The sequence below is a fragment of the Actinoallomurus soli genome (assembly GCF_024055715.1).
GTDB lineage: Bacteria > Actinomycetota > Actinomycetes > Streptosporangiales > Streptosporangiaceae > Actinoallomurus > Actinoallomurus soli.
This window is the reverse complement of sequence record NZ_JAMXMV010000033.1, coordinates 25,265-36,679: the sequence shown is the minus strand read 5'-3', so window position 1 is coordinate 36,679 and position 11,415 is coordinate 25,265. Positions and strand designations below refer to the sequence as shown.

Here is an 11,415-nt window from a genome sequence, read left to right as displayed (position 1 = left end):
CGCCCTAGGAACGGGCGTCGCCGCCGGACGCCGCGCGCAGCGATTCGATTTCCTTGGCGAAGTCGTCGAGCGTCTCGAACCCCCGGTAGACGGAGGCGAATCGCAGGTACGCGACCTCGTCGAGTTCACGGAGCGGGCCGAGGATCGCCAGCCCGATCTGGTGCGAGGGGATCTCGGCGTTCCCGGTCGCCCGGATCGCCTCCTCGACCCGCTGGCCGAGCATGGCGAGGGCGTCCTCGTTGACGGGACGACCCTGACACGCCCGGCGCACTCCGGCAATGATCTTGTCCCGGGAGAACGGCTCGGTCACGCCACTGCGCTTGGCGACCATCATGAGCACCGTCTCCTGGGTGGTGAAGCGGCGGCCGCACTCCGGGCACGAACGTCGCCGCCGGATGGCGGCCCCGTCGTCGGTCGTCCGGCTGTCGATGACCCTGCTGTCGGTGTGTCGGCAGAACGGGCAGTGCACGGCTCCGGACTCCTCCCCCTGACAGCGGGTCACGCGCGAACCGCGCGAACCTCACCTCGTAACCACAACCTATGGTGAACTACATCTATGTAACTACTAGATGTTGGGGTTAACCGTAGAGCCCGGCCGAGTGCATCGCAACCTGCGTGAGGCGCCCGGCGAGAAGAGGCCGCTCACGTGGCGATCCGCCGTCCCCGTCGGCGTGTCGGCCCCGTCCAATGGAGGCGACGACCGGTCGCATCGACCCGGGACACCCTAATCACCTGCGAAAACGCCGCCGGCGGCCATCAGAGGTGAGGTCGGTCACATGCGGGAGACGGCCGCGTGGGCCTCGGATCCCGGGCCCCTTCAGCCTGCCACGGGCGTGTCGGCGCCGTGTCGGCGGGCACCCCCTTCGCGGCCGCCGCGCGAGAGCGCCGATCACGACGAGGCGACAAGGACGCGCGCACAATGGGGCCCGCCTTCCGCGAACCCGGCGCGGGAATTATCATCGAACGTGTGTGCGAACTAAACGCGACTTACCCCGGACCGCAAAATTCCACATTTTTCGAACACCTGTTTGATCATTTACCGCAGAAGCGATAACGTCCCACTACGGGACCGGAATACCGGCGGCGACGCGTCACCGGGAAGACATCCATCGGAGACACCATGAGCAAGGTTCGGGAAATGCCGGACGGCCCAGGCGACGAGAGCGGCCTGACAGTCCGCCAGCGCAAGGTGCTGGAAGTGATCAGGGACTCGGTGCAGCGGCGCGGATATCCCCCGTCGATGCGGGAGATCGGCGAGGCGGTCGGCCTGACCAGCACGTCGAGCGTGTCCCACCAGCTCCGGACCCTGCAGCGCAAGGGCTTCCTGCTGCGCGACCCGAACCGGCCGCGCGCGGTCGTCGTCCGCATGCCCGGATCTCCGGCGGTCGCCACCGAGACCGACGGCGAGTCCTACGAGGTCACCAACGGCCACGAGGCTCCCACGCGGCCGGCCCCCGCGTACGTCCCCCTCGTCGGGCGCATCGCCGCGGGTGGTCCGATCCTCGCCGAGGAGGCCGTGGAGGACGTCTTCGCGCTGCCGCGGCAGCTCGTCGGCGAAGGCACCCACTTCCTGCTCAACGTCACCGGTGACTCGATGATCGAGGCGGCCATCGCCGACGGCGACTGGGTCGTGGTGCGCCAGCAGCCCGTCGCGGAGAACGGCGACATCGTCGCGGCGATGATCGACGGTGAGGCCACCGTGAAGACGCTCAAGCGCCGCGACGACAAGGTCTGGCTGATGCCGCACAACCCGGCGTACGACCCGATCCCCGGCGACGACGCGACCATTCTCGGGCGCGTGGTGGCGGTCCTGCGCAAAATGTGATCCCCGCCGGCGGTCCCGGGCGACGACGCGATCATTCCGCGATCCCGCGGCATGGCTGATCCGCTCCGGGCCGGTGCCACGGCACCGGCCCGGAGCGGTCCGCCGTTCAGGCGGGCCCGATGCTCATGATCAGGCGGGCACGATGTTGACGATCTTCGGGGCGCGGACGACGACCTTACGGACGCCCCGGTCGCCCAGAGCCGCCCGGACCTTCTCGGAGTCCAGCGCCAGGCGCTCCAGGTCGCTCTCGGCGATGTCCGGGGACACCTCCAGGCGGTCGCGGACCTTACCCGCCACCTGGACCACGCAGGTCACCGACTCCTGCACCAGCAGTGCGGGCTCGGCGACCGGCCAGCCCGCCTTGACCACCGGAGCCGTACGGCCCAGCCGCTCCCACATCTCCTCGGCGGTGTAGGGCGCGACCAGCGACAGCATGACCGCCAGGGTCTCGGCGGCCTCGCGGACCGCCGGGTCGCCGGCGCCCGGGCCCGCGTCGATGGCCTTGCGCGCCGCGGAGGTCAGCTCCATCATCCGCGCGATCGCCACGTTGTAGCGGTGGGCCTCGACCAGCCGGGTGACCTCGTCGATCGTCCGGTGCGTCACCTTGCGCAGCTCGACGTCGCCGGTCGCCGGGTCCGTGCCCGCCGCGGACGTGACGTCGGCGGCCACGCGGAAGGCCCGCGCCAGGAACTTCACCGACCCCGACGGGGACACGTCGGCCCAGTCGATGTCGTCCTCCGGCGGCCCCGAGAAGATCATCGTCAGCCGTACGGCGTCGACACCGTACTCGGCGATCTGCTCGCCCAGGTCGACCAGGTTGCCGGTCGACTTCGACATCGCCGAGCCGTTCAGGATGACCTGACCCTGATTGACCAGCCGCTTGAAGGGCTCGGTGAAGTCCACCAGGCCCATGTCGTACAGCACCTTGGTGAAGAACCGGGCGTACAGCAGGTGCAGGATGGCGTGCTCGACACCGCCGGTGTACTGGTCGGCCGGCATCCACCGGCGCACCTTCTCCGCGTCGAACGGGCCGTCCTCGTACCCCGGCGAGCAGTACCGCAGGAAGTACCAGGAGGAGTCGACGAAGGTGTCCATCGTGTCGGTGTCGCGCTTGGCCGGACCACCGCACTTGGGGCACTGGACGTTCACCCAGTTGTCGGCGGCGGCCAGCGGCGACACGCCCTTCGGGGCCAGGTCGGCGCCGCGCAGGTCGTCCGGCAGGCGCACGGGCAGCTGGTCGTCGGGGACCGGGACCTCGCCGCACGCGTCGCAGTGGATGATCGGGATCGGCGTGCCCCAGAACCGCTGGCGGGAGATCAGCCAGTCGCGCAGCCGGTAGTTGACGGCGGCCTTGCCCAGGCCCCTCTCCTCCAGGATCTCCACGATCCGGGGAATGGCGGCGGACTTGGTCAGGCCGTCCAGCGGGCCGGAGTTGACCAGCTCGCCCTCGCCGGGCGTGGCGATCCCCGTCTCGCCCGGGTCCGCCTCGCCGGTGTGCACGACGACGCGGACCGGCAGGCCGAACTTGCGGGCGAAGTCCAGGTCGCGCTGGTCGTGGGCGGGCACCGCCATGATCGCGCCGTGGCCGTACTCCGCCAGGACGTAGTCGGAGGCCCACACGGGGATGCGCTCGCCGTTCACCGGGTTGATCGCGTAGCGGCCCAGGAAGACGCCGGTCTTCTCCTTGTCGGTGGCCAGCCGCTCGATCTCCGTCTCGCGGCGGACCGCGTCACGGTAGGCCTCGAACTCCGCGCGCTGCTCCGGAGCGCAGATCTCGTCGGCCAGCGGGGCGTCGGCGGCGACGACGAAGAACGTCGCGCCGTGCAGCGTGTCCGGGCGGGTGGTGTAGACGGTGATCGGCTCGTCGCGCCCCTCGATCTGGAAGGTGACGTCGGCGCCCTCGGAACGGCCGATCCAGTTGCGCTGCATCAGCAGCACCCGCTCGGGCCACTCCAGCTCCGCCATGTCGGCCAGCAGCCGGTCGGCGTACTCAGTGATCTTGAAGTACCACTGCGTCAGGACGCGCTTCTCGACCACCGCGCCGCACCGCTCGCACTGCCCGTTGACGACCTGCTCGTTGGCCAGCACGGTCTGGTCGTTCGGGCACCAGTTGACCTGACCGCCCTTGCGGTACGCCAGGCCGCGCTCGTAGAAGCGCAGGAACAGCCACTGGTTCCAGCGGTAGTACTCCGGGTCGGAGGTGTGCAGCCGGCGCGACCAGTCGAAGGAGGTCGCGTAGCGCTTGAAAGACTCCGCCTGGGTGTCGATGTTGGTGTACGTCCACTCGGCGGGGTGGGAGTTGCGCTTGATCGCGGCGTTCTCGGCCGGCAGGCCGAAGGAGTCCCAGCCGATGGGGTGCAGGACGTTGTAGCCCTTCTGGAACCAGTACCGCGCGACCACGTCGCCGATCGCGAACGCCTCGGCGTGACCCATGTGAAGGTCGCCGGAGGGGTACGGGAACATGTCCAGCGCGTACTTGCGGGGCCGCTCGTCGGCGGGGTCCTCGCTCGCCGCGAAGGGCTTCAGCTCCTCCCACCGGGCCTGCCACTTGTCCTGGATCGTCCGTGGGTCGTAGTTCTCGTCGGCGCCTGTCATGGTTCCTCGTCTGATTCGCACGGCTTCGGGTGGCGGTGAACCGTGCCCCTGGCATGAGAACGCCCCTCACGCAGGAGGGGCTGCCGCGCTGACGGCTCGGGTCAGCGCGGCCGGCTGAGGAGCAGCCGAGATCGCATACCTCAAGACTATCGCAGACGCAAGGACGCCGGAGGTACGGCGGACGGAGCCCGGCGTCCCAGCGCGTCGGCGATCGCCTCCTCCCAGGAGCGCAGGAACGCCGGATAGCCGGCGGCGAAGGCGCGCAGATCCTCCCGTGCCGCCTCGGTGAGCGCGGTCAGCTCGTAGGTGACGGTCGCCGCCGTCCCTCCTCCGTCCCCGCCGTCGGCGCCCTCCAGGACGACGGACACGGTCCCCGCGCGGTCGCCGGGGGTGACGCGGGCGTACGCGACGGCGCGTCCGGGCTCGCGGCCCGTGACCACCCAGGTGGTCGTACGGCCGTGGTCCGTCGTCTCGAAGACCGTGCCCGGCGCGGTGTCATCGCCGGCGGGAACCGGGAAGCGCGGGTCCCAGCCGTCCACCCAGTCGCGCTCGCCGACCGGCGTGAAGAGACGGAACGCCTCCGCGGGCGGAAGCCCGACGCGGACCGTGCCGGTGAGGACGCACCGGCCCGCCGTCCCGCCGGAGGCCGGGTCCGTCCCCGATGCGGCGCGGGCGCCGCCGGCCGTCATCGCTCCTCCAGCCGGTGGGCGTCGGCGGCGGTCAGCGTCAGGCCGTACACCGAGCGAAGCTGCTCGATCTTGTGCAGGGTCTCGGAGGAGAACGGCGCCCGGCCCTCGAAGGCGTGCAGCACCACGCCTTCGACGAGTTCGCCGAGGGGCATGTCGAGATATTCGGCGAGTCCCTTGAGGACCTTCAGGGTGGTGCGCTCGATCCGCAACCCGGTCTGCACGCGCTCAACTGTTACCATGCTACCAAGGTAACAGCCCCCATCGCACGACGCGGCCCCTTCCCGCGAGGCGGATCACGGGAAAGGGCCGCGGGCACCCTGGTGTCAGACGGTGTAGGGCAGGTGCTTGATGCCGTTGATGAAGTTGGACAGCAGGCGGTCGGGCCGCCCCGTGGCGCGGATGCCCGGGGCCTTGCGGAACAGCTCGCGGAACATCACGGTGATCTCCCGGCGGGCCAGGTGCGCGCCGAGGCAGAAGTGCGGGCCGGGGCCGCCGAAGCCGACGTGGGGGTTGGGATCGCGGGTGATGTCGAAGACCTCCGGGTCGGCGAAGACCGTCTCGTCCCGGTTCGCCGACCAGTAGTAGAGGATCAGCTTGTCGCCGGCCGCGAACGCGCGCCCGTTCAGCTCGGTGTCGCGGGTCGCCGTTCGCCGCATCCAGATGACCGGCGAGGCATACCGCACGATCTCCTCCACGGCGCCCGGAATGTACCGCTCGAAGTCCGACGCGAGCAGTTCCCGCTGCCCGGGGTTCTCGGTGAGCAGGTGCAGGCCGTGGGCGATGGCGTTGCGGGTGGTCTCGTTTCCGGCGACGACCAGGAGGATGAAGAACGAGCCGAGCTCCTGGTCGGTCAGCGACTCGCCGTCGATGTTGGCGTTCACCAGGGCGGAGGTGAGGTCGCCGGTCGGCTCCTCGCGCCGCTTGCGGCCGAGGTCCTCGACGAGGTCCTTCAGCGTCTGTCCCGCCTGCAGGAGCTGCAGCGCGACCTGGTCGGCCTCCTCGGCGACGAACTCGGTGTCGGCGCCGGCGAGGATGATGTTGGAATTGTCGAAGACGGTCTTGTAGTGCGCCTCGTCGATCCCCATCAGGTCACAAATGATCTTCAGCGGGAGCCGGGCGGCGACATCGGTGACGAAGTCGCCGCCGCCCTTGGCGATGACCTCCTCGACGACCTGCTCGGCGACGGCCTGCACCTGGTCCTCGAACCGCTGGATCATGCGCGGCGAGAAGGCACGCGAGACGATCCGGCGGATCTTGGCGTGCCGCGGGTCGTCCATGTTGATCATCGAGCCGAAGTACTCGTTGAGATCGGCCGGCATGTCGTTGATGTTGATCGCGCCCTGCCCCGAGCAGAAGTCGGCGGGCCGGCGCGAGGCCTCGACGACGTCCGCGTGGGTGACGAGCGCGTAGTAGCCGGGTCCCGGCGGCACGAAGGACAGCTCCGGCTCCCGGAAGAAGGCCGGCCGGGCCAGCCCGCGCAGCGTACGGAACGCCGCGTGACGCTCGTCGAGCGGGCGCGCCCAGAAGTCCCACTCGGTCAGATCGATCCCGTCGGGCCGGGTCTTCTCCACGCCGTTCCTCCTCGACTAGAACGCGATTCGGCCCCATTCTGCCAAAGTGGGCACTTACTTCGCATCGGCCGGTGCGGGCCGGTCCCCGGCGAGCCAGTCCAGGATGAGCCGGTTCACCTCCCCGGGCCGTTCCAGGTGCGCGAAGTGCCCGGCGCCGGCGACGATCCGCGACCTCGAACCGGGCGGCAGGTGCCCCTCGACGTCACGGGCGAGCCCGGCGTCCAGGCAGCCGTCGTCCGCACCGTGCAGATAGAGGACCGGCCGCTCGCCGACGCGCTCCGCCGCCTCCTGCTCCGCGGCGTACGCGGGAAGGTGCAGGGACGGGTCGAACATCGCCCGGTAGGAGCCGATGGCCGCCGTCAGGTTCTCCGGATCGCGCAGGCAGTCCTTGACGTGCGCGACGTCACGGGCGGCGTCGTAGCCCGGCGACCAGTCCGCCCACAGGCCGTCGAGGAACGCCATGTCCTCCGTCAGCACCGCCGCCTCCGCCAGCGGCGTCTGGAAGAGGAAGATGTAGAAGGACCGTTTGAGCTGCGCGTAGTCGAAGAACCCCGACAGGACGGCCCCGAACGGCGGGAGCGCCATCGTCACCGCCCGCCGCCACCGCTCCGGAGCGTGCGCGACGGCGGCGTACGTCGCGGCGGCGCCCCAGTCGTGCCCGATCAGCACCGCGTCGGCGTCCCCGCCGAACGCCTCGTGCAGGGCGTTCGCGTCGGCCGCCAGCGCGCCGACCTGGTAGGCGCCGTCCTTCGGCACGTCCGTGGGCGCGTAGCCGCGCAGGAACGGCGCGACCGCGTGGTAGCCGGCGCCGGCCAGCGCGGGAAGCAGATGCCGCCAGGTGTGCGCCGAGTCGGGGAAGCCGTGCAGGCACAGCGCCAGCGGCCCGCGGCCGGCCTCCAGGTAGCCGAACGTCAGGCCGTTCGCCTGAATGGTCGCGATCTCCGTCATAAGGCCGACGGTAAGCCGCCGCGCCGGCCGCGTCACGCCCTCCGGGGAGGCGGCCTGAGGTGGTCGCGGCGCCGACCGCGTCACCCCTCCGGCAAGGCGGCTTGAGGTGGTCGCGGCGCCGGCCGCGTCACGTCTCCGGCGCTTCGAGCCGGTGACCGTACGGGCCGCTCGCCCTCCGGCGTCCGCTCGCCGAGGCGGTCGCCGTACCGGCCGGGTCACGGCCTCCGGCGTGGCCTGCGGGTGGCCGCGGCGGAGGCCGCGACCACCCGCCGCCGTGGTCAGCCGGCCGCCGGAGGCTCGAACGACGGCCGCAGCGGCATGCCGGAGCCGCCGTCCTCCCGCAGCTTGACGCCGAGCACCTGGTGCAGCTGGATCCAGTTCAGGTCGAAGCCGAGCCGCGAGCCGGCCATGTACAGCCGCCACACGCGCGCGGTGCCCTCGCCGACCTCGGCGACCGCCTCGTCCCAGTGGTCGTCGAGGTTGCGGCACCAGCCGGTCAGGGTCTTGGCGTAGTGCTCGCGGAGGTTCTCCTCGTGCCGGATCTCGAAGCCGGCGTCGTTCATCCGCGAGATCAGCCAGCCCGGCCCCTCCAGCTCACCGTCCGGGAAGACGTACCGGTTGATGAAGCCCTCCTGGCGGATCGACGGCTCGTTGTCGTCCGGGCGTGTGATGCAGTGGTTCAGCATCCGGCCGCCCGGCTTGAGCTTGCCGTACAGGAAGGAGAAGTAACCGGGGACGTTCGCCTTGCCGATGTGCTCGGTCAGGCCGATCGAGCTGACGGCGTCGAAGCCTTCCTCCGTGACGTCGCGGTAGTCGAGGTGACGGACCTCGGCGAGCTCCGACAGCCCCGCCTCGGCGATCGCCTTCTGCGCCCACTCGGCCTGCTGCTTGGACAGCGTCACGCCGAGCGCCTTCACGCCGTACTCCCGTGCGGCGTGCATGACCATGCCGCCCCAGCCGCAGCCGACGTCGAGCAGCCGCATGCCCTTCCGCAGCCCGAGCTTGCGCGCCACGAGGTCGAACTTGTGGTACTGCGCCTGCTCCAGCGTCGCGTCCTCCGAGGGGAAGCACGCGCACGTGTAGGCCATCGACGGTCCGAGCACCCACTCGTAGAAGGTGTTGGACACGTCGTAGTGGTGGGAGATCGCCTTCGCGTCGCGGCGCTTGGAATGCCGCAGGCCCGACAGCAGCGGCATGCGGGCCGGCCGCACCTCCTGCGGCGGCGGGTCGAGCCGCGTCAGCGCGGCCGCGCGCAGCAGCGGGTCACTCAGGATGCCGCGCAGCAGGGTCCCCTTGTCGGCCCAGGTCAGCTCGCCCATGGCCGACTGCATCCGGAACAGCGCCGTGTACATGTCCCCGATCACGTCGAGGTGCCCGGCGACGTACGCCCGCGCCAGCCCGAGCGCGCCCGGCGCGTGGGCGAGATAGGAGACCGCGTACGGCGATCTGACCTCCACCCGGATGTCCGCGCCGAGAGCCCCGGCACGACTCTCGTCGTACGCCCGGAACTCGACCTGCGCGTCACGCCCGACGACGCGTTCGAATGCCTCCGCCAGCTTCATCTTCACCTGCCTCGTACGGTTTTGTCGTAAAGATCCAGCAGCCGCCGCTCCGGGTCGTACTCCTCCTTCAAGGTCCGATAGGTAGCGCCGTCGTAGTGCCGCCAGAAGTCCTCACGGGTGTAGAAGGCCGTCGAGTACAGCGATTTGTGGCCGTCGAGGCGGGCGACCTCGCGCTCGATCAGCCGGTTGTGGTGTTCGGGCAACCGTCCGGGCTTCTGCGGCACCGTCCCCCAGAACCCGACGTTGACGTACGTGCGTCCGGGATTGAGGGGGTACAGCGGCCACTTGTCCTGTGCCCGCAGCGGGCACAGCCACACCGGGCTCATCCCGATCTCACGGTGGAAGAACTCGAGGAACTCGGGGAGCCGCTCCACCGGCACCTCGATGTCCTGGATGACGTCCTCGCGGGGCGGGCGGCCGAGCCAGCGGTCCACCCGCGCCGACGTCTGCAGGCGCTTGTCGAGCGCGACCAGCCGGCGGTAGACGTCGGAACGCTTCTTCGACGCGGGCCAGGCCCGGCGGACCAGCGGGTTCTGCACGCCGAACGCCCGCGAGCACCAGAACCAGTCGGTGTCCCACCGCCAGAGGTAGTCGTGCGTCGTGAGCGCGTCGGTCGGGGGGCCGTCCGGCCGCAGCCACTGCGGCGTGACGAACCGGTCGCGGATCGACCGGTAGTAGATGCCCTGTCCGGTGTAGTCCGAGACGCGCCCGGCCGTGTCGGCGAACCGGCCCAGCGTGAGGTACAGCTCGTCCGGGCCGAAGACCGTGCCGTCGATGAAGTCCGCCTCGGCGCCGAGCTCGTCGATGGCCTGCGCGCACTCCTGGGCGGAGGAGAACCGCACGTGCCACAGCTCCACGTACGGCTTCACCGGCTGCAGCTTGATCTTGAGCCGCAGCGCGTATCCGAGCGTGCCGTAGGAGTTCGGGAAGCCGTAGAACAGCTCGCGGTGCTCGTTGTCCGGGGTCGCGGTGATGACCTCGCCCGCACCGGTGAGGATCTCCATCTCCAGGACGGACTCGTGCGGCAAGCCGTTCCGGAACGACGACGACTCGATGCCGAGCCCGGTCACCGCGCCGCCCAGCGTGATCGTCTTGAGCTGCGGTACGACGAACGGCATGAGACCGTGCGGCAGGGTCGCGTCGACCAGGTCCTCGTACGTCGTCATGCCCTGGACGTCGGCGACACGGGCCTCGGGGTCCACGCTCAGGACCTTGTCGAAGCCGCTGACGTCGAGGCCGGGCGCCTGGATCTCATCGCGGAACCGGAACAGGTTCGAGGTGCGTTTCGCCAGCCGGACCGGTGAGCCCTCGGGAATGGCCCGATAGGAGGCCAGGAGCCTCTCGACCGCGGTTTGGTGACCTGTCACCTGTCGATCTTCTCATCCCCGGGCCCGGCCTCACAGCACCGGGCACGCCTCACGGGCAACGGGGTACGGGGCACGCCTCCCCGCGACGAGGACCGGGACGCGTCAGCGCACCAGCCGGAGGGTGAACGGGTACCGGAACGACGTGCCGGCGAGCCCCAGCAGCGCGGCCACGCCGCAGACGATCCAGCTCACCGCGTACGCGACCGCCCCGATGCCGAACGTCACGACCGTCAGCATCAGCAGGGTGAGCTGGAAGTTGAGGGCCTCCACGATGTGACGCCGGACGTACGGCGACCGGCGCGCGCGGGTGCACAGCATGACGAGCGGCCCCAGGAAGAGCGTGGTGGCGCCGAGGACGTGCGCGAGCGCGGCCAGCACCCGCTGTTCGGCGGTCGGCTCACCGACCGGCGCCGGCACGGCGCGCGGCGCGGGCGCCAGGTCCGCGAGCACCGCGTCCAGGTCGGCCCGCGTCCTGGCCGTCATCGCGAGGTGCAGCCGCAGGTCGAGTTCTTCCTTGTCGAGACGGCCCTCGGCGAAGGCCTGCTGCAGCCGGTCGACGATCGGCTCGCGTTCGGCGGCGGAGACGCGCAACGCGCCGGGCGGTGTGGAGATGGTCATGCCCTCGATCGTGCGCCGCGCCCGGTTCCAGAGCCATCCGGGAAACCCCTGATACGTCCCTGGGGTGAGCCCCCGACCCGGCCGGGGCGGCGGCGAGCCCCCCGCCCGGGCCGGGCAGCGGGGCGAGCCCCCGAGCCGGACGGAGGGCGGGGGCGGCCCCCGACTCGGGCAGGGCAGCAGGGGTGGTGGCCACCGACCCGGCCGGGGCGGCGGGCGGGCCCCGCGCCGGGCAGCGGAGGG

At 70.8% G+C, this 11,415-nt stretch carries 10 protein-coding genes; 1 reads left to right on the top strand and 9 read right to left on the bottom strand.

Features of this window, described 5'->3' with window-relative positions; translation table 11 throughout:
* Window positions 1-4: 4 nt before the first annotated feature.
* On the bottom strand, window positions 5-469 hold the full coding sequence (gene nrdR, locus NDW01_RS39710; protein ID WP_252778842.1) for a transcriptional regulator NrdR: 465 nt from the start codon (window positions 467-469) through the stop codon (window positions 5-7).
* A 651-nt stretch (window positions 470-1,120) separates the two neighbouring features.
* Between nrdR and lexA the strand changes: the two genes are divergently transcribed.
* Window positions 1,121-1,825, top strand: a complete 705-nt coding sequence (gene lexA / locus NDW01_RS39705) for a transcriptional repressor LexA (protein ID WP_252829699.1) — start codon at window positions 1,121-1,123, stop codon at window positions 1,823-1,825.
* A 129-nt stretch (window positions 1,826-1,954) separates the two neighbouring features.
* On the opposite strand, the gene leuS is transcribed toward lexA, so the two are convergent.
* The 8 genes from leuS to NDW01_RS39665 form a co-directional block, all read right to left on the bottom strand.
* Window positions 1,955-4,420, bottom strand: a complete 2,466-nt coding sequence (gene leuS / locus NDW01_RS39700) for a leucine--tRNA ligase (RefSeq protein WP_252829698.1) — start codon at window positions 4,418-4,420, stop codon at window positions 1,955-1,957.
* A 146-nt stretch (window positions 4,421-4,566) separates the two neighbouring features.
* Window positions 4,567-5,109, bottom strand: a complete 543-nt coding sequence (locus NDW01_RS39695) for a hypothetical protein (protein ID WP_252829697.1) — start codon at window positions 5,107-5,109, stop codon at window positions 4,567-4,569.
* Entirely contained in the window at window positions 5,106-5,348 is a 243-nt protein-coding gene (locus NDW01_RS39690) for a hypothetical protein (protein ID WP_252778694.1), read from the bottom strand. The genes NDW01_RS39695 and NDW01_RS39690 overlap by 4 nt, the downstream gene beginning before the upstream one ends.
* An 84-nt stretch (window positions 5,349-5,432) precedes the next feature.
* Complete coding sequence (locus NDW01_RS39685) at window positions 5,433-6,680, bottom strand: cytochrome P450 (RefSeq protein ID WP_252829696.1); 1,248 nt, start codon at window positions 6,678-6,680, stop codon at window positions 5,433-5,435.
* A gap of 54 nt (window positions 6,681-6,734) precedes the next feature.
* Window positions 6,735-7,628: an alpha/beta fold hydrolase gene (locus tag NDW01_RS39680; protein WP_252829695.1), complete on the bottom strand. Its 894-nt coding sequence runs from the start codon at window positions 7,626-7,628 to the stop codon at window positions 6,735-6,737.
* Window positions 7,629-7,906: 278 nt separating this feature from the next.
* A complete protein-coding gene (locus NDW01_RS39675; protein ID WP_252778843.1) occupies window positions 7,907-9,190 on the bottom strand; it encodes a class I SAM-dependent methyltransferase in 1,284 nt (427 codons plus the stop codon).
* Window positions 9,191-9,192: 2 nt separating this feature from the next.
* Complete coding sequence (locus tag NDW01_RS39670) at window positions 9,193-10,557, bottom strand: FAD-binding oxidoreductase (RefSeq protein ID WP_252829694.1); 1,365 nt, start codon at window positions 10,555-10,557, stop codon at window positions 9,193-9,195.
* Between the two features lie 102 nt (window positions 10,558-10,659).
* Window positions 10,660-11,175, bottom strand: a complete 516-nt coding sequence (locus NDW01_RS39665) for a DUF1707 and DUF4870 domain-containing protein (protein WP_252829693.1) — start codon at window positions 11,173-11,175, stop codon at window positions 10,660-10,662.
* Window positions 11,176-11,415: the final 240 nt, after the last annotated feature.

Excerpts from the sequence above, each read along its gene's own strand:
- NDW01_RS39665 (WP_252829693.1), bottom strand. The coding sequence starts at position 11,175 with ATGACCATCTCCACACCGCCCGGCGCGTTGCGCGTCTCCGCCGCCGAA.
- NDW01_RS39695 (WP_252829697.1), bottom strand. The coding sequence starts at position 5,109 with ATGACGGCCGGCGGCGCCCGCGCCGCATCGGGGACGGACCCGGCCTCC.
- lexA (WP_252829699.1), top strand. The coding sequence starts at position 1,121 with ATGAGCAAGGTTCGGGAAATGCCGGACGGCCCAGGCGACGAGAGCGGC.
- leuS (WP_252829698.1), bottom strand. The coding sequence starts at position 4,420 with ATGACAGGCGCCGACGAGAACTACGACCCACGGACGATCCAGGACAAG.
- NDW01_RS39675 (WP_252778843.1), bottom strand. The coding sequence starts at position 9,190 with ATGAAGCTGGCGGAGGCATTCGAACGCGTCGTCGGGCGTGACGCGCAG.
- NDW01_RS39690 (WP_252778694.1), bottom strand. The coding sequence starts at position 5,348 with ATGGTAACAGTTGAGCGCGTGCAGACCGGGTTGCGGATCGAGCGCACC.
- NDW01_RS39680 (WP_252829695.1), bottom strand. The coding sequence starts at position 7,628 with ATGACGGAGATCGCGACCATTCAGGCGAACGGCCTGACGTTCGGCTAC.